General features: G+C 58.8%; 13 protein-coding genes and 1 pseudogene. 13 read left to right on the plus strand and 1 reads right to left on the minus strand.

The genetic code is table 11. From position 1 onward, the window contains the following. The first annotated feature begins 163 nt into the window (after positions 1-163). The 8 genes and pseudogenes from FKG95_RS06740 to FKG95_RS06775 all read left to right on the plus strand — a co-directional run bounded on the left by FKG95_RS06740 (position 164) and on the right by FKG95_RS06775 (position 11,628). Positions 164-1,216, plus strand: a complete 1,053-nt coding sequence (locus FKG95_RS06740; protein ID WP_142895558.1) for a glycosyltransferase — start codon at positions 164-166, stop codon at positions 1,214-1,216. A 46-nt stretch (positions 1,217-1,262) separates the two neighbouring features. Next, positions 1,263-2,609 (plus strand): dihydroorotase, encoded by a 1,347-nt coding sequence (locus FKG95_RS06745; protein WP_142895559.1) that lies wholly within the window; start codon positions 1,263-1,265, stop codon positions 2,607-2,609. Positions 2,610-2,989: 380 nt separating this feature from the next. Next, positions 2,990-4,156 carry an acetyl-CoA acetyltransferase gene (locus tag FKG95_RS06750; protein WP_142895560.1) on the plus strand — a complete coding sequence of 389 codons (1,167 nt, stop codon included), beginning with the start codon at positions 2,990-2,992 and terminating at the stop codon, positions 4,154-4,156. Positions 4,157-4,198: 42 nt separating this feature from the next. Then, a pseudogene (locus tag FKG95_RS06755) lies at positions 4,199-5,809 on the plus strand (acyl-CoA synthetase); the annotation flags it as partial. Next, the gene (locus FKG95_RS06760; protein ID WP_142895561.1) at positions 5,806-6,363 is read left to right on the plus strand and encodes a PCC domain-containing protein; all 558 of its coding nucleotides are present in this window, start codon (positions 5,806-5,808) and stop codon (positions 6,361-6,363) included. The pseudogene FKG95_RS06755 and the gene FKG95_RS06760, both read left to right, overlap by 4 nt. Before the next feature lie 16 nt (positions 6,364-6,379). Beyond that, positions 6,380-6,808, plus strand: a complete 429-nt coding sequence (locus FKG95_RS06765) for a PPC domain-containing DNA-binding protein (RefSeq protein WP_246116708.1) — start codon at positions 6,380-6,382, stop codon at positions 6,806-6,808. Between the two features lie 300 nt (positions 6,809-7,108). Beyond that, entirely contained in the window at positions 7,109-8,707 is a 1,599-nt protein-coding gene (locus FKG95_RS06770) for an ATP-binding response regulator (protein WP_142895563.1), read from the plus strand. 110 nt (positions 8,708-8,817) lie between these two features. After that, positions 8,818-11,628 carry a response regulator gene (locus FKG95_RS06775; protein ID WP_179953957.1) on the plus strand — a complete coding sequence of 937 codons (2,811 nt, stop codon included), beginning with the start codon at positions 8,818-8,820 and terminating at the stop codon, positions 11,626-11,628. 100 nt (positions 11,629-11,728) lie between these two features. Here FKG95_RS06775 and FKG95_RS06780 read toward each other — a convergent pair whose 3' ends face one another. Continuing rightward, positions 11,729-12,742 (minus strand): crotonase/enoyl-CoA hydratase family protein, encoded by a 1,014-nt coding sequence (locus tag FKG95_RS06780; RefSeq protein WP_142895565.1) that lies wholly within the window; start codon positions 12,740-12,742, stop codon positions 11,729-11,731. 984 nt (positions 12,743-13,726) lie between these two features. Between FKG95_RS06780 and cysG the strand changes: the two genes are divergently transcribed. The 5 genes from cysG to FKG95_RS06805 are packed head-to-tail and all read left to right on the plus strand — an operon-like array spanning position 13,727 to position 18,419. Continuing rightward, positions 13,727-15,181, plus strand: coding sequence for a siroheme synthase CysG (cysG, locus tag FKG95_RS06785; protein WP_142895566.1), 1,455 nt, complete (start codon positions 13,727-13,729; stop codon positions 15,179-15,181). 14 nt (positions 15,182-15,195) lie between these two features. Next, positions 15,196-15,513, plus strand: a complete 318-nt coding sequence (locus FKG95_RS06790) for a DUF2849 domain-containing protein (RefSeq protein WP_179953958.1) — start codon at positions 15,196-15,198, stop codon at positions 15,511-15,513. A 7-nt stretch (positions 15,514-15,520) separates the two neighbouring features. After that, on the plus strand, positions 15,521-17,176 hold the full coding sequence (locus FKG95_RS06795) for a nitrite/sulfite reductase (protein ID WP_142895568.1): 1,656 nt from the start codon (positions 15,521-15,523) through the stop codon (positions 17,174-17,176). Beyond that, entirely contained in the window at positions 17,163-17,660 is a 498-nt protein-coding gene (locus FKG95_RS06800) for a DUF934 domain-containing protein (RefSeq protein ID WP_142895569.1), read from the plus strand. The genes FKG95_RS06795 and FKG95_RS06800 overlap by 14 nt, the downstream gene beginning before the upstream one ends. A gap of 9 nt (positions 17,661-17,669) precedes the next feature. Further along, entirely contained in the window at positions 17,670-18,419 is a 750-nt protein-coding gene (locus tag FKG95_RS06805; RefSeq protein ID WP_142895570.1) for a phosphoadenylyl-sulfate reductase, read from the plus strand. The last annotated feature ends 14 nt before the right edge of the window (positions 18,420-18,433 follow it).

Raw genomic sequence — 18,433 nt, forward strand, 5'->3', positions numbered from 1 at the left:
AGATTTGGCATTGCGGCAAGATTTGCGCAAGGTCTGCTTGGCAAGAGGCTGGCTCGCTCGTATAACCGCCCCGGAGGCTGATCAAGGCTATGTGCTTTCTTTCTGTTTCACCACAGGGTTGCATTGAAAGCATTGTGCCTGCCGAGGGAGGCAATGGGCTCTGATGCGCATTTTAAATATCATGTCCGGTGGTAAGGCCGGCGGTGCGGAGACCTTCTTTGTGTCGCTGGTCCTGGCGTTGAAAAGCGCCGGGCACGAGAGCCGTGCCGTGATTCGCAGTCACCCGGAGCGTGCGGCGCTGATCAGAGCCGGTGGGGTCGAACCGCTTGAGCTGCCCTTCAGGAAGTGGCTTGATTTCACAACCAAGGCCGCTTTGGAGCGGGAGATTGCCGCGTTCAAGCCGGATGTGGTCATGACCTGGATGAGCCGCGCCAGTGCGATCTGTCCGACGGGCGACTTTCTTCGTTTGGCCCGTCTGGGCGGCTACTATCCGATCAAAAACTTTCAAAACTGCGAGCACTTGATCTGCAACACCACGGAGTTGGTCGATCACGTAGTGAAAAGCGGATGGCCTCGCGCCAGGGCTTCTTATCTGCCCAACTTCGCCCGGATTGAGACTGCACCCACGATGGCCCGCGCAACTTTCGATACCCCCGACGACGCACCGCTTTTACTTGCGCTCGGGCGATTGCATCCCGCGAAGGCTCTGGATGTTCTGATCCGTGCTCTAGCAATCGAAACGCGTCCTTATCTCTGGATCGGCGGCGAGGGGGTCCTGAAGACCGAACTGGAAGGTCTCGCCCGCGAGCTGGGTGTTGCTGACCGGGTTCGCTTCCTGGGCTGGCGCAATGACAAGGCCGCGTTGTTTGGTGCCGCGGATATCTGCGCCTTTCCCTCGCGCGTCGAGCCTTTCGGCAACGTCGTTCTCGATGCCTGGGGCTATGGGAAGCCTCTGGTCGCCGCGGCATCGACGGGGCCGGCAGACCTGGTCCGGGACAATGAAGACGGATTGCTGGTGCCGATCGACGACGCGCCGGCTCTGGCCGCAGGAATTGGGCGGGTGATCGACGAGGAGGGGCTGGCTGATCGGCTGGTTGCGGCGGGCCGAAAACGATTCGACGCGGACTTTACCGAGCAAGCCTGCGTCCAGCGCTACGTCGCATTGTTCGAGGAATTGCTTAGGGAAAGGCAGGCCGGGCACCGGCGTGCAGGATGAAGCGCCGGCGAACCGGCAAAAGAGTAAACAAGAAGATCAGTAGACCATGACTGAACTCTATGACCTGGTCATCAAGGGCGGCTGTGTCGCGACACCATCCGGTCTTGTTGAAACCGACGTCGCCGTTTCGAATGGGCGGATCGCCGCGTTGGGTGATCTGGATGCCGCTGCCGGAAAGGAGGGCTTCGATGCCACTGGTCTTCATGTCCTGCCGGGCGTGATTGACAGTCAGGTTCACTTCCGTGAGCCCGGCCTGGAGCACAAGGAGGACCTGGCCTGTGGGACGGCGGCGGCCGCGCTTGGTGGCGTTGTTGCGATCTTCGAGATGCCCAACACCATGCCCTTGACCCTGACCGCATCCGATCTCGACGACAAGTTCGCCCGGGCCGAGGGGCGGACCTGGACCGATCACGCTTTCTTCATTGGTGCGGCGGAAGAAAACGCGGACCGGCTTGAAGAATTGGAGCGTCATCCGGGTTGCAGTGGTGTGAAGATCTTCATGGGGTCTTCGACCGGCAGCCTGCTGGTCGAAGACGATGAGACGCTCCTGCGGGTGCTCAAGCAGGGTACCCGCAGGGTCGCGATCCATGCCGAGGACGAGCCGCGTTTGCGCGAGCGTTTGTCGCTGGTCCGTGGCGGCGCGCCGGTCTCGGATCACCCGGTCTGGCGGGATGAGGAAGTCGCGATCAAGGCCACGACCCGCATCATGCGCCTTGCCCGGCAAGCTGGCCGGCGTATTCATGTTCTGCATATCACCACTGCTGACGAGATGCCGCTGCTTGCCGCCAACAAGGATCTCGTGACCGTCGAAGTGACGCCCCAGCATCTCACGCTCGCCGCGCCCGATTGCTACGATCGCCTCGGGTCTTATGCCCAGATGAACCCGCCGATCCGTGACGAGCGGCACCGCGAAGGGCTCTGGGAGGGTATCCGTCAAGGTATCGTGGATGTCATCGGTTCCGACCATGCGCCGCATACCAAGCAAGAAAAGGCACGAGACTATCCGCAGTCACCTTCGGGCATGCCGGGCGTTCAGACCTTGTTGCCGCTGATGCTCGATCATGTGAATGCAGGCCGCCTGTCGCTCGAACGGCTGGTTGATCTGACCTCCGCCGGACCTGCGCGGATCTACAACATCGCCGGAAAGGGCCGCATTGCGGTCGGATACGATGCGGACTTCTCGATCGTCGATCTGAAGGCGCGGACCGAAATTACATCTGACTGGCTGGCATACAAGTGCGGTTGGTCGCCGTTCGAAGGCATGACCGTCACCGGCTGGCCCATCGCCACCGTGATCCGTGGCCGGACCGTGATGCGGGACGGCGAATTGATTGGCGATCCTCTCGGGCGGCCGGTCCGGTTTCAGGATACCCTGCCGCCGGTCAGTGGATGAGAGCACTTGCATTTTTTGCCCGTTTCTCTTGATGGCGCTGCCTTCCGCGGCGGGACTTCTGGCTGCTGACACACAGCGATTTGCGCTACAGCGCGCGGATACGCGCTTTTCTGGATCATTTGGTAGAAGAGTTCCGGCCTTTCCGGGATCTTATCGAGGGCCGGCTAGAAAAGAAATGAATCGGCCAGGCCACTGGCGGCCCCGCCATCTTTGTTGTGGCGAGATGCCCGGGCATTGCAGTTTGTGTCGTTGGAACCCACTCTCTAATGACGCCTTTTGCAGAAAGTCACTGCGGTCTCTGGTCAGGGAACCTAACGTCTGTTAGGTTTTGGCCAAATTGAACTCAGCGCAAGTCTTGCCGCTTGGAGATGGAGGAAAGTATGACAGCCTGTATCGTCGGTTGGAGCCACACCGCCTTTGGAAAACACGAGGAGGACGATGTCGAATCCCTGATCGCGCAGGTGGCGGTTCAGGCGCTTGAGGACGCCGGGCTTGGTCCCGATGACGTCGACGAGATCCTGGTTGGTCATTTCAACGAAGGCTTTTCGCAGCAGGCGTTCCCATCGTCGCTCGTTTTGCAGACTGACGAGCGTTTCCGCTTCAAGCCGGCCACCCGGATCGAGAATGCCTGCGCGACCGGCTCGGCAGCGATCCATCAGGGCATTAAATCGATCGATGCGAAACATGCCCGGGTCGTCCTGGTTGTGGGCGTTGAGAAGATGACTGCGCTTGCCGGGCGTGAAATCGGCAACACGCTGCTGAAGGCTTCCTATCTGAAGGAAGACGGCGAGATCGAAGGGGGCTTTGCAGGCGTCTTCGGCTTGATTGCCCAGAAGTATTTTCAAAAGTATGGCGACCAGTCCGATGCGCTGGCGGGCATTGCCGCAAAGAATCACAAGAATGGCGCCGTGAATCCCTGGGCGCAGATGCGCAAGGATCTCGGATACGATTTCTGCCGCAACGTCTCGGAGAAAAATCCGATCGTTGCAGGGCCTCTCAAGCGCACCGACTGTTCGCTGGTCTCCGATGGCGCGGCGGCGTTGGTTCTGACCGACGTCGAGACGGCACTCACGATGAAAAAGGCAGTGGTGTTCCGGTCTGCGGTGCAGGTCAACGACTTTCTGCCGTTGAGCAAGCGTGACATTACCCTGTTCGAGGGCTGTAAGACCGCCTGGCAGAAATCCTTCGACAAGGCCAAGGTCTCTCTGGACGATCTCTCACTGGTCGAGACCCACGACTGTTTCACCATCGCCGAGTTGATCGAATATGAGGCCATGGGCCTGACAACTGAAGGGCAGGGTGCCAGGGCGATTGCCGAGGGCTGGGTGCACAAGGACGGCAAGCTGCCGGTCAATGCGTCGGGCGGTCTGAAGAGCAAGGGCCATCCCATCGGTGCCACCGGTGTTTCGATGCATGTGCTCTCGGCCATGCAACTGACCAACAGCGCTGGCGATATCCAGGTCAAGGATGCTCAGATGGCCGGAATTTTCAACATGGGTGGCGCAGCGGTTGCCAACTACGTCTCGATCCTAGAACCTCTCCGTTAACAGAAGCGCCGCAAGAAGCGGCGCAGCGGTGATGCAGGGGGAGACGTGAGGCAGAGCAATTCGGTCATGAACCTGGGGCACCTTATGACCCAGGCGGCACAGCGTTATGGCGAGCGAACGGCACTGGTTTGGGGCCCGAATTCCTGGACGTGGAGTGAGCTGAATAGCCGGGTTGATGCCCTTGCGGCGGGTCTAAGTGCGCGCGGGGTCGGCAAGGGCGACGCGATCCTGGTGCTCTCCCGCAATTCGAACCAGATGTTCGAATCCATGTGGGCGACCTTCAAGCTGGGCGCGGTCTGGGTGCCTTGCAACTTCAGGCTAACACCGCCGGAGGTCGCCTATCTCGCTGTGGCCAGCGGTGCCAAAGCCATGCTCTATGAGGACATCTTTGCCGCGCACGTGGATGCCGTGCGCGCCGGGGCGTCCAATCTCGAACAGGTGATCTGTGTCGGTTCCGCAGGTGATGGCGAGACCGGATATGAGGACATTGTTTCGGAGCACGACGGCGCGTGCTTTTCTGAAGCTCTCGTCGAGCACGACGATCCCTGCTGGTACTTCTTCACATCCGGTACGACGGGGCGGTCCAAGGCGGCGGTTTTGACCCACGGCCAGATGTGTTTTGTGGTCAATAACTACCTGGCCGATCAAATGCCGGGATTGGGGCCCGACGATGCGTCGCTGATTGTCGCGCCGCTCTCGCACGGGGCGGGAGTCCATGCGATGCCACAGGTCGTCCGTGGGGCAAAATCGGTCATGCTGCCGGGCAGCAGTTTTGACGAAGAGGCCGTCTGGCGTCTGATCGAGGAGCATTCCGTTGCGAACATGTTTACGGTGCCAACGATCCTGACACGCATGGTGCGCCATCCATCCGTTGACCGCTATGACCACTCCTCCTTGCGGCACGTTATCTATGCCGGCGCGCCGATGTACCGGGAAGACCAGGTCGCGGCGCTCAAAAAAATCGGCAAGGTCATCGTTCAGTACTACGGCCTGGGCGAAGTGACGGGCAGCATCACTTATCTGCCTGCCGAAGCGCATTCCATCGTCGATGAAGAGATGCCGGTCGGCAGTTGCGGTTTCGCCCGCAGCGGCATGGAGATTGCGATCCGGGATCCTGAGGGCGCAATTCTGCCGGCTGACAGGCGCGGCGAGATCTGCGTCCGTGGTCCCGCGGTGTTCGCGGGTTACCTCAACAACCCGGAAGCCAATGCCAAGGTCTTCAAGGACGGCTGGTTCCACACCGGCGATCTGGGATATCTCGATGACCGCGGTTTTCTCTATCTGACGGGCCGGGCGTCGGACATGTATATTTCCGGCGGTTCGAATGTCTATCCGCGCGAGGCTGAAGAAGTTCTTCTGACCCATCCGGGCGTGGAAGAGGTTGCGGTTCTGGGAGTTCCCGATCCCAAGTGGGGCGAAGCCGGAGTGGCCGTGATCGTCAGGTCTTCCAGCGAAGAGGCGAGGGCTCTCTCGAAAGAAGAGTTGCTCGGTCACCTTGAAGGGAAGCTTTCTCGCTATAAGTTCCCTCAGGTGTTTGTGTTCTGGGACGAACTCCCCAAGTCGGGGTATGGCAAGGTTCCAAAGCACCTGATACGCGACGAACTCTATGCGCGCGGCGATCTGGTGAAGGACGGCGGTGGTGCGCGAAAATGACCAGGTTTGCAACAGAGGGTGGGGGCCAAAACGGACGCCGCCGGATTGAACAACCAGGAGCGCCGCTCTCGCCGCGGCGCATTTGTGTCCGGACCGAGACCGGTCCGGAATTGCGTTTGGAGCTTGATGCAGGCATGGATCTGCTTCCTGAGCTGGCGACTGTGCTCTCGACGCAAGGTGTCAGGAGCGCGGCCCTCCAGGCGCTTTCAGGTCATTTCGATAAAGTAAGCTACTTTACCGGCATGGCCGACGAGACCGGCGCGCGCGTCGCGACCTATGGCGCCGCGCGGGTTTTGCAGGGGCCTGTCCTTCTGCTCGGCGCCAACGCGATTTTCGGGATCGGCGAAGAGGGTGTGCCATTGGTTCATTGCCACGCCGTCCTGGCAGATGCCCAGGGCCGGGTTCACGGCGGACATTTGCCGCTGGAGGGCTGCATTCTGGGCTCTCAGGGCGCGGTGATCATGGCGACGCCGTTGGAAGATGCCGGCTTCGAAGTCGCCTTTGACAGCGAGACCAATTACAGCCTGTTTCATCCAACCGTTATGCCGGTTTGAGGGCAAGGAGAGGACGTTGAGCACAACCAGGATCGAACGTGGGAGCTTTGGCCGATCCGCAGTTATTCGTCTGCGGCCCAATGAAGATCTGATCGAAGGCGTCGAACAGGCCTGCCTGGAGAGTGGGATCAGCCATGCCGTCGTGCGCTCAGCCGTTGGAAGTCTGGTGGACGCGGTCCTTGCGTATGGCGTGGGGCCGAAGGCTTCGCAGGGCGACGAAAACACCATTGTCGAGAAGGGGCCGGGTGTCGAAATTCTGACCCTGACCGGTGAGTTGGCACCGGGCGAGGACGGACGCCCGAAAGCGGACCTCAGGGGTACGATCTCGACACCGGATGCGCGTGTATTGGGCGGCAGGTTCCTGCCTGGCCGGAATTCGATTTGCATCACTCTGGAACTGGTTATTCAAGAGTGGCTGCCGGAAACGGCTACCTTGCAACCGTAAGAAATATGTATACTTACGGATCAATTTGCGCCAAAACCAACCGTCAGGTGAAAAGCTAATCAAAAATTAACCATCGATGTTGTTGATTTGTTGGGTTATTAATTCGTCTGTCTGTGGTTATCACAGGTAGAGCAGCCGTATATTTATGGTAGAAATCCGTTTTGTATGGTTCGAGTGAGATCAGTAGAGCTTTAACAATACCTTTAGGCTGTTTCGTGTACGTTTCTCGAATGCTTTCGGGTCCTCATCGTCGGGGCATCCAGTGGAGGCGGGGGTGTATCTGATGCGGGTGACTGCTTGATGTCGATTATCGTCGTCATAGATGACCGAGTGACCAACCGCCGGGTTCTGGAGAAACTGGCGACCTCGATTGGTGACAACGTCACGGTGAAGGCGTTTGCCGAGCCGCAGGTCGCGCTTGAGTGGTCCAAAAGCAATGTCCCGGATCTGGTGGTGACCGACTTCAAGATGCCGAAGATGGACGGTGCCGAATTTATCCGCCGGTTCCGTGAACTGCCGCCCTGCATCGACGTGCCGGTTATGGTCGTGACGGCCTACGAAGATCAGGCATTTCGCTACGCGGCTCTGGAATCAGGGGCCACCGATTTTCTGCTCAGCCCCGTCGATCATCACGAGTTCCGCGCCCGATCGCGAAATCTGTTGAGTCTGCGTGAACATCAGAAACTCCTGAACGAGCGCGCGGTGAGCCTGGAACACCGCTACGAAACCGACAAGAGCCAGCTGGAACGGGCCCTGACCGAAAGTCACGAACGTCTTCTGCTGGTGATTGACGCGGTGCCGGCTATGATCTCGGCCACCACCGCCGGCGCGCGCTACGCTTTTATGAACAATTATCAGGCGCAACTGTTCGGTGTGATTCCCGACGAAGCCGTTGGCCGGACAGCGGTGGAGCTTCTGAACAACGATTACGCGCAGAATTCACTCACTCTGGATGAGCGCGCTTTCGCAACCGGTGAAGCGCCGCCTTTGTTTGAAGAAGAATTCGTCACCGTCAACAACGTCAAACGCATCTTCCTGACTTCCAAGTCGCTGGTCCGGGATTCGAGCGGGCAGGTCACCAACATCGTGACGGTTTCGTTTGATATCACGGAACGGAAAGCCGCGGAGCAGCAGCTTATTCAGGCCAAGGAACTGGCCGAGGTCGCGAACCGGAGCAAGACAGAATTCCTCGCGAATATGAGCCACGAGCTACGCACGCCATTGAACGCCATTATCGGCTATGCGCAGGTGATCGGGACAGAGCTGCTTGGGCCGATCGGCAATGAAAAGTACGGTGACTATGCCCGCAACATTGAAGAGAGCGGCAGCCTGCTGCTGCATATCATCAAGGACATCCTCGATGTTTCGATGATTGAGGCAGGAACGATCGAGCTTCATGAAGAGGCCGTCGACCTGGCGGTTCTGGTGGATGACGTTCTGCGTCTTGCCGAAGAACGCGCCGCTGCCGCACAGATCGTTGTGCGAACCAACATCGAGTCGGGCGTTCCGCTTCTGATGGTTGACCCGGTAAAGGTAAAGCAGATCCTGCTTAATCTCTTGGTGAATGCGCTCAAGTTCACGCTTAAAGCAGGCGAAGTTTCCGTTTCTGTCAGCAGAAGCAATGACGGTGTCGAGATCGCTGTTACCGACAACGGAGTCGGTATGACTGAAGAGGAAATAAAGATTGCGGTCACGCGGTTTGGGCGTTTGAGAAATTCCGAGACCCAGGCTGTTCCGGGGACGGGTCTTGGGCTTCCGCTCTCGATCGATCTGACCGAACTGCATGGTGGGAAGTTGCAGATCAAGAGTGACAAGGGTGTCGGTACCACCATCGTCGTCCTGTTTCCACATGACAGAATCCTGCAGGAGCCGCCCGACGAGCTGAGCGTTGGCGGCTGAAAAAAGTCCACTCGATGGAGAATGGCAACAACATAACCAACGATCAACCGGTCAAGCAGACCCCTGAGGGGACTGCGACCCAAGCGCTTGTTGCATCAGGACCAAAGGCCTTGCACAAACGAACGCGTATCGCGGTCTGCGCGCTAATCGTTTCGGCCTTTGCAAGTATTGCCGTTGTCGCGGCGCAGTTTCTGGTGACAGGCTTGCCGCTACGGGCGTGGCCTGTCGACTCCCTCATTCTCATTGCATCTCTTGTCGCGACACCTGTGGCTCTGGCCGTTGTCTGGTGGCCCCGCCGCTATGCCGTGGATCAGGCGCTCGCAAAACGGCCCGACAGCGAGCATGAGCAGGCGACGATCCGTATGGCGCTTGGCGGCGTCGCTATGCTCTATCTGTCTCTTGCAAGCCTCTACATCGAGTCACACCAGGGTCTGGAGCTGGCCGCGACAGCCATGGCGTGGGGACTGTGCGTGGGCTGGCTGGCGCTTCTTCATATTGTGCTCTCGCCGGCACAGTCGACGCCGCGGCGCGGTGCAATGGCCATGGTCGATCTGCTCACGCTCAGCTACATGCTGGCCGTCGGCGGCGGACCGGCATCTGTGTTGTTCCCGATCTATCTCTGGGTGACCTTCGGCAACGGTTTCAGGTACGGCGTCAGTTTCCTGGTCTTCTCCGCTATGATCAGCACTTTGGGCTTTGGCGGTGCGGTTTTGACCAGCAGCTATTGGTCCAGCAACAACTTCGTGGCATCCGGTTTGCTCATTTCGCTGATTGTGTTGCCGGCATATGTTTCGACGCTCATCAAAAAGCTCAACCGGGCACGGGCGCAGGCAGAAGAAGCCAGTCAGGCAAAAAGCAGGTTCCTGGCCACCATGAGCCATGAACTGCGTACACCGCTCACCGCGGTGATATCGACGGGCGACCTGCTTGAGACAACGTCTCTGGATGCCGACCAGAGGTCCATGATCGGCACGGTTCAGACTTCTGCCAAAACTCTCTTGTCACTGATCAATGAGATTCTGGACCTCTCGCGGATTGAGGCCGGGAAGCAAAATCTCGACTTGGGCGACATCGACGTGTGCGAGGTCGTGGCATCGGTTTGGCGCATGCTGCATACCCAGGCCGAGCAGAAAGGCCTGCAGCTTCGGGTTTCGCTGGATGCGCGCCTGCAGGTCCGGCTTGTTGGCGACAGCAAGCGGCTGACGCAGATCCTGGTCAATCTGGTTGGTAATGCGATCAAGTTCACAACGGAGGGAGAGGTCGAGATTTCCGCCCGCCTGACCGAGCACAAGGGACGGCAGGATATCGTCCTGCTCTCCGTGCGCGACACAGGCATCGGCGTGGCGCCGGAAAAACTTGGATCGATCTTTGACGGCTTCACCCAGGCTGACGATGCGATTAACCGGCGTTATGGCGGAACGGGCCTCGGACTGACCATCACAAAACAGCTGGTCGAGATGATGGGCGGTGAAATCGAGGTTCTCAGTCAGGAAGGTCAGGGCAGTCAGTTCAACCTCTCCATCCCCTTCGATCTCGGGGAGCCGGCGGAGATCGCTGCAGCAAAGGTTGATGCGACGGAGAACGCCGCGGCAGATGCGACATCCGGGGTGACAGCTGAATCACAGACGTCCGGCATCCTGCCTGTTATCGTTTGTATCGCCGAACCGCACAGAGGCCGGATCGCCGCGGTGCTTCAGGGGCCGGAGGTCAAAACCGTCGATCGAATCGACGAAGCAATACCCGCGATCGAGGGCTATCGCGGCATGGGGCATCTTTTGATCGTGGTCGGGTCCGACGAGCACGACGAGCTCTCCGGGCCGCTCATGGGATATCTCGCGGACCGTGGCGCCAACGATGGCATCGCCATTGTCGAAGTCTCTGCAGAGGGTGGGGCCGTCTCGTCTGAACGGAGGTGGCCGGTCGATGTGGTCATCTCGGCGCCTGCCGAGACCGGGGCTTTTTCGACCGCGCTGCATCAGGCCGGTCTCTTTTGCATGTCGGGTGTCTCCAGAGGCGCAGCGGATGAGGCTGAGACCGGAGACGCTGCGGTGCCCGACGCCGCACGCCGCAAAATCCTGTTGGTTGACGACAACCGCACAAATCGCAGCGTGATTTCACGAGTGCTGGAGAATGCCGGGCATGTCGTAGAGACCGCCGAAGACGGAGACGACGCTCTGGATCGCCTGGATGCGGAGGCTTTCGATATCGTCCTGACCGACATCAATATGCCGGGCACCAGCGGTCTCGACCTCACCAAGATGTACCGTGTTCTCAATACCGGTGAGCCACACATGCCCATCGTCGCCCTGACCGCAGATGCCACAGAGCAGGCGAAGCAGGATTGCCGCGAGGCCGGCATGGACGGTTATCTGACAAAGCCTGTGGAGGCTCAGCAGCTCCTGGCCCTCGTGCGGGAACTGACGCTTGATGTTGCGGCTGCGGGCGGTGACAGGTTCGATGCGGGAGCCGCCCCGGCGCATGACCCGCTTCCGGAACGGCCCGCTCAGCTCATCACGCCGATTTCCGCGCATCCGAAATATGGCGGCGCATCAAACGAAACAGTTCTTGATCCGGATGCGCTGGATGCGCTTCGCGCCCTTGATACCGATGAAGCCTTCGTCGCCGAGATCTTTGATGGTTTCCTGGTCGACGCGGCGGCGACAATGGTCAACCTGAACCAGGCTTTCGACAATGGAGACCTGGCAGCCTTCCACGATGAGGCTCATGCTCTGCGCAGCAGCGCGGGTTATGTCGGTGCCAAGCGCATGGTCAGGCTGCTGCTGGACATGCGTGAGTGCGGACCTGACCGGGATAACGACCGCACCCGTGCACTCCTGGCGGAACTGAACAGTGAATTCGACATGGTTCGAGCCGCAGTTGGACGCGAGCTCGCCCAGGACCGCCGCGCGACACCCAACTAGCAAAGATCTGGCGGGTAAGAATGACAGGCAAAGAAACGGCTCTGAACCCCCTGCTTTCACGAGGCGCTTCAGAGCCGCTCTGTTCTGTCGAGCTGTTGGGTCAGGCTGACTTCAAGACCCTCTCGCGACGCCGGTCCTGAGCCGAGACCAGGCGTCCCATCTTCTTCAGGTCGGTTTCTTCGAGCGTCATAGCGGTGTCGACCCACATGTCTGTGATGTCCATCATCTCTTTCAGAGTCACCGGATTGATGCGCTGGCGAGCCTGAAAGATCGCTCTGTGGGCTGCATGCCGCCGGTCATTCTTGGCAATGTACTGGTGCAAGGCTTCTTCACCGCGACCATCGTCCGCCAGAACGTCGACAACACCCAGCTCATAAAGCTCTTCAGCACTATAGAGACGTCCGCTCATGATCATGCGTTCGGCGCGGCCGGGCGCTATCCGGCGCGACAAAAAGCTGTAGGCGCCCATGCCCGGGAAGAGGCTGAAAAGAATCTCCGGCAAGCCGAACTTCGCACTTCGCTCCGCAACGATAAGGTTACTCGAGAGTGCCGCCTCAAAGCCGCCGCCGAGCGCATCACCCTGGATCAGGGCCACGGTAATGATGGGGAGGTTGAGGTTTGTCCAGTTGGCGTAGCCTTCCCGCACGACCCGATAGGCATATTCGCGCAGTTTATCGCGGTTCTGAGTCCTGATCAGATCGGCGAAAAGACTCAGATCCCCACCCAGATTCCATACGCCGGGCATCCGGGAGGCCCAGACGAGGTACTTCAGCTTGTTCGCACGCGGATCAGACTTTTCGTAGGTTGTCCGGAGCGTCTGCTGAACCTTGCTGATGTCATTCAGCAGGGCAGGGGTGAAGCTGGGGCGGTCTTCAAAGTCGAACCAGCAAGTGCATATTTCATCCCGCCCGGAAAAAACCAGTTCCATCTCCTCAAGATCGAGGCGCGTGAGCTCGTCCTTAATATCCAGACTGCGGTCTGCCATTGCCCGTTTGACGGCGGTCCGGGCTTTTTCCGCTGTGGACGACGGCACCTGTGAGCTGCGATCGAAGAGCGGGTTCGGTGAGACGGGTTTCTCAACATTTTCAGCTCTGTTGCCAAGCTGCTCGAGCATTCTTGTTCTCCATACTAAAAATCAAGCGGTCCCCCGGGTCTCGCCAACCGGTATACTCGCAACGGGTTCATTTCCCACCCGGCCAGCATACATCTCTCCATATGCTGCCCTTTTTTTAACGGGAAGGGAAAAACTAGATTCAAATTTTAGCAAATTACGATGCTTAAATTTGGGCTTATATTCCTCCAAATGTTGATGCCGCCTTGCTGGTTGATCTTATCGTGTTAGGCTTAACCATATAGGATAACGATGTTTTTTCTTCCTGTAACCACTTGGAAATACGTCGAATCCTGTTAACCATTCACTCAATCCACAGAAATATATCTACAATCCAGATTTCACTATGCAAGCTAAGAGCGTGAAAGCGAAGCCGTAGACTCAGGTAAATGGGATAAGATTCATTCTTAAGCCAATCTTCCGACTCTCATTTGCATGCAATAAGATAAAGTTCCTGTGTTTGAGGCTGTAGTTTGCCCTTATTTCATCTGAGTACAAACAAGTATGTAAAGAGAGTCTTAATTTTTAGTAAATATTCCGTTAATTATTTCGGTTAAGACACACCGAAGTTCAAACGGGCCCGGGCAGGTTGGGCGCCGGGTAAATCGATTTATGCCGCACGACCTGCCGGATGCTGTTTTTACGCGTAATAATTGTAGTTCGACGCTATATCCCATCGTACAGTTTTTTTTGAAACGGATTTCACTGAGCTAATTCGCGGCAAAGGTCTCTACGCGTCACTCAAATTCAATTAAACACAAAAAATTTGTATTGAATAAATTTACTACATGATCAAATGTAGAATATGAAATTTTCACATATATTTGTGTTAAATAGAGCTTTCACAGCTGTCATGCGTCCCGGAAGTGTTCCGCGCGGGGCAGGATGGAGAGTTCAGACTCAAAGCCGCACGACACCCAACTTCAACGGCACCGCGCCTGACGGATGCAAGCCAGAGTACAAAACGATGACCCGGATTGAGCTGCGATGAGATACTTTCCTACTTTTTTCCAGCTTTCGGAAAAAGCCTGCCTGGTGGTCGGGGCGGGTGAAACCGCCCTGCGAAAAGTTCGTCTTCTCCGTAAAGCAGGCGCGGAGATCACGGTCGTAACGGACGCTTTGGATCCGCGGGAGATTGCTTCAGAGTTGCTAACGCTGGAGCGTGATACGGGACTCCGCATTGAGAGGCGCAAGTTCCGTACCGAAGATGTCGAGCACCGGGCTTTGGTGGTCTCCGCAACGGAAATTCCCGAACGGGACGCTCTTGTTGCTGACACAGCCCGTGAGGCCGGCAGGCCGGTCAATGTCGTTGACCGCCCCGATCTATCCGATTTCATTACACCGGCGATTGTTGACCGGGATCCGATCACCATTGCGATCTCCAGCGCCGGAACCGCACCTGTCCTGGCGCGTCGCCTGCGGTCGCAGATCGAGGCAATGCTGCCGGCCCGGCTTGGCGCGTTGGCGGAGTTTGCGGATAGCTTCCGCGCGGCTGTAAAGGCGAACATCCAGGATGGCCGGGGCCGCTTGCGCTTCTGGGAGAGGTTCTTTGACGGGCCTGAGGCTGCCTCGGTTCTCTCAGGCGATGAGACGGCGGCCCGGGAGCAGATGCTCACCCTGGTGAATGCCGCGTCTGCACGGCAGACTCCCAAAGGCCGGGTCGCTATCGTCGGTGCAGGTCCCGGGGATCCTGATCTCCTGACCTTTAAAGCCATGCGTGCTTTGCAGCATGCCGACGTGGTGGTCTACGACAAGCTGGTCGGACCGGAAATCCTGGACTACGCGCGGCGGGATGCCGAGCGGATCTATGTGGGCAAGACGCGTGGCCATCACACCCGCAGCCAGGATGAAATCAATGCGATCCTGGTTCGTGAAGCCCGTCTTGGGAAACATGTCGTGCGGCTCAAGGGCGGCGATCCCTTCATTTTCGGACGAGGCGGTGAAGAGCAGGACATGCTCGCGCAGCACGGCATTGATGTTGAAGTGGTGCCCGGCATTACCGCTGCTGCCGGCTGTGCTGCGGCCAGCGGAATTCCCCTGACCCACCGTGAACATGCGCAGGCCGTCACTTTCGTAACCGGGCATGCGAAAGACGGAGAGCCCGATCTCGATTGGGCGGCCCTTGCGGGACTCAAGCAGACCCTGGTGATCTACATGGGTGTTTCGACTATCGGCCGGACCTGCGAACGCCTGATCGAGCAAGGCCTGAACCCGCAAACACCGGCGGCGGTCATCGAAAACGGCACCCTTCCCGAACAGCGGACCGTGACCGGCTCATTGGCCGACCTGGCCGCACTGGTTGCTGCGAACGGAATTAAGGGACCCGGATTATTCATTGTCGGCGATGTCGTCTCGGCAGCGGGCGGTGCGGCTACCGTCGCAAGCCAGGCGGTCGCGGGCATCTCCACAAAGACCGAACCTCTGCGCCGCGTCGCGGTTTAAGGAAAGAGATGAAGATGAGCGTACAAATTCTCACAGCAAACCGCCTGGGCGATGGTGCCGTTGTCTACCGGGCGAAAGCGGGCGGCTGGACCGAGCGGCTGAGCGAAAGTCTCCTGCTCGCGACGCCAGAGAACGCCGCACCGGTCCTGGCGGCGGCTGAAACACCGCAAGCCTCACTGGAGATCGTCGGTCCCTATCTCATGCCGGTCGATACCAGGGGCGGCCAAATCCGTCCTGTCGAAACACGGGAATTCATCCGTGCCCAAGGGCCCTCTGTCCAGTTTGGGAACGGACATGACGTCGAAAACACTCCACTCTCGTTAGCGGGATAAGCAAATCATGTACAGGTACGACGAGTTCGACCACACGCTGGTCACAGAACGTGTTCATCAGTTCCGGGATCAGGTAGAGCGCCGTCTCAGCGGCGAATTGACCGAAGACCAGTTCAAGCCCCTGCGCTTGATGAACGGTCTTTATCTGCAGCTTCACGCTTACATGCTGCGCGTTGCGGTGCCTTACGGCACCCTCTCGTCAACGCAGATGCGCAAACTTGCATACATCGCGCGCCGTTACGACAAAGGCTATGGCCACTTCACTACGCGCCAGAACATTCAGTTCAACTGGCCGAAGCTGGAAGAAACGCCTGATATTCTGGCCGAACTGGCAGAGGTCGAGATGCATGCGATCCAGACCAGTGGCAACTGCATCCGCAACACCACGTCGGATCAGTTCGCAGGCGCCGCCGCGGACGAGATCGAAGATCCGCGCGTCTATTGCGAGATCATTCGGCAATGGTCGACCCTGCATCCGGAATTCACCTTCCTGCCGCGAAAATTCAAGATTGCGGTGACCGGCGCCGATCATGACCGCGCCGCCGTGCGCGTGCATGACATCGGCCTGCAGATGCGCCGGAACGAAGCAGGCGAGGTCGGCTTCGAGGTGATCGTCGGCGGCGGCCTCGGCCGCACGCCGGTAATTGGGCAAACTATCCGCGAGTTCCTGCCCAAGCAGCACTTGTTGTCGTATCTCGAGGCGATCCTGCGGGTCTACAATCAGCTGGGCCGCCGGGACAATCTCTATAAGGCGCGGATCAAGATCCTGGTGCGCAGTGAAGGAATCGAGAACTTCGCGCGTCTGGTCGAGGAAGAATGGTCGCACATCAAGGATTCGGCGCTGCAGCTTCCCGAGGATGAGATTACTCGGATCGAAACCTATTTCGCGCCGCCGCGCTACGAACGTCTTGAAGACACCGTGCGCGAATTCGAGGTTAAGCGCTTCGAAGACCGGGACTTCGCCAGTTGGGTGCGCACCAATGTCACTGCGCATAAAGAGCCCGGCTATGCGGTCGCGACCATTTCGCTGAAACCGACCGGCAAGCCACCGGGCGATGCCAGCGCCTGGCAGATGGATGCGGTTGCTGATCTCGCCGAGAGCTACTCCTTTAGCGAGATCCGGGTCACCCATGAACAGAATCTGGTTCTGCCGAACGTCAGGAAAGCCGACCTCTATGCGCTCTGGCAGTCTTTGCGCGATGTCGAGCTGGCGACCCCGAACGCAGGCTTGCTGTCTGACATGATCGCCTGCCCGGGGCTGGATTACTGCAACCTGGCCAACGCTCGGTCGATCCCCGTCGCGCAGCGCATCTCAGAACGCTTCAGCGACCTGGAACGGCAGCACGATATCGGCAGTCTGAAGATCAAGATCTCCGGCTGCATCAATGCTTGCGGACACCATCATGTCGGCCACATTGGCCTGCTCGGTGTCGACAAGAAGGGTGAGGAATTCTATCAGATCACGCTGGGCGGCAGCGCAGACGAGAATACCGCGATCGGCAAGATTGTCGGACCGGCTTTCTCCTATGACGATGTGGTCGATGCGGTCGAAAAAATCGTCGACACCTATCTCAACATCCGCTCGGAGGATGAAGAGTTCAGCGATACCTTCCGCCGGGTCGGCCTGACCCCATTCAAGGAGACGCTCTATGCCGCTCATTAAAGAAGGCGTGCTGGCCGAAGACAGTTGGCAGTCGCTGGCCGATGAGGATGAACTGCGCGAGGGGCCGATCGTCGTGACCCTGGAGCGATGGCAGAGCGAACGGGATAGCCTGCTGGCGCGCAATACCCCATTGGGCGTGCGCTTGCGCAGCGACCAGTCACCGGCTTTGGTCGCCGAGGATCTCGAGCGTTTTGGCCTGGTTGCTCTTGAGTTTCCAAAATTCAATGATGGCCGGGCCTATTCTTACGCCCGTCTCCTGCGGGACCGCTACGGTTTCAAAGGCGAGGTGCGCGCGGTCGGCGGCGTGTTCCGCGATCAGTTCCTGCTGATGCAGCGCTGCGGTTTCGATGCTTTCGAGGTCGCCGACAAGGCAGCCGTTGAAGCCTGGGAAAAGGCCATCTCGGAAATCTCCGTGACCTACCAGCCGGGTGCGGACGCCCGGCGTCCGGCACTCGCCCTTCGGCGTAACCGCCCGGCGGCCTGAGCAAAGCACATGGCGCAACCCTCTGATGTTGCACCGGAGATCCTGCTGAAGCGTTACCAGGACCTGCCGGACAGGAAGCTGCTGCGCGCGGTTATCAAGGAAGCTTTCCCCGGACGAATTGCCGTGGTGTCGTCTTTCGGCGCTGAATCGGCTGTCGTTCTGGGTCTGGTGGCGCAGATCGATCCCTCGGTTCCGGTGATCTTCCTGGACACGGGAAAACACTTTCCGGAGACCCTGGACTACCGGGATCAGTTGATCGAGCGTTTTGGCCTGAGCGATGTACGTTCGGTCAAACCGGCGCTGATGGATCTGGCGCGGGAAGATCCGGATGGCACACTTTGGGAGCGCAATACGGTACGCTGTTGCGAACTGCGCAAGGTGGCGCCTTTGAGCCGGGCGTTGAAGGGGGTCGATGCTTGGGTCACGGGCCGCAAGCGCTTCCATGGTGCGCTCAGGTCCTATCTGCCCCGGATCGAACACGACGGCACGCACTTCAAGATCAATCCGATCGTAGATTGGTCGGCGGAACAGATCGATCGGACTTTTGACGATCTGAACCTGCCGCGGCACCCCTTGACCGAGGATGGCTTCCTCTCGATCGGCTGCGCGCCCTGCACGCAGGCGCCTCTAGACGGCGACGCCGTCCGATCGGGCCGCTGGGCGGGGTCCGTGAAGACGGAGTGCGGTATTCATGACCGTCCTGTGACAACCGCTGCGTCAGGCCCGAGACGGCCCGGTGCGCCTCTACCCGGCTGCTGATCCGGCCGGACATC

This window comes from Denitrobaculum tricleocarpae (genome assembly GCF_007004665.1).
Taxonomy (GTDB): Bacteria; Pseudomonadota; Alphaproteobacteria; order Kiloniellales; family Kiloniellaceae; genus Denitrobaculum; species Denitrobaculum tricleocarpae.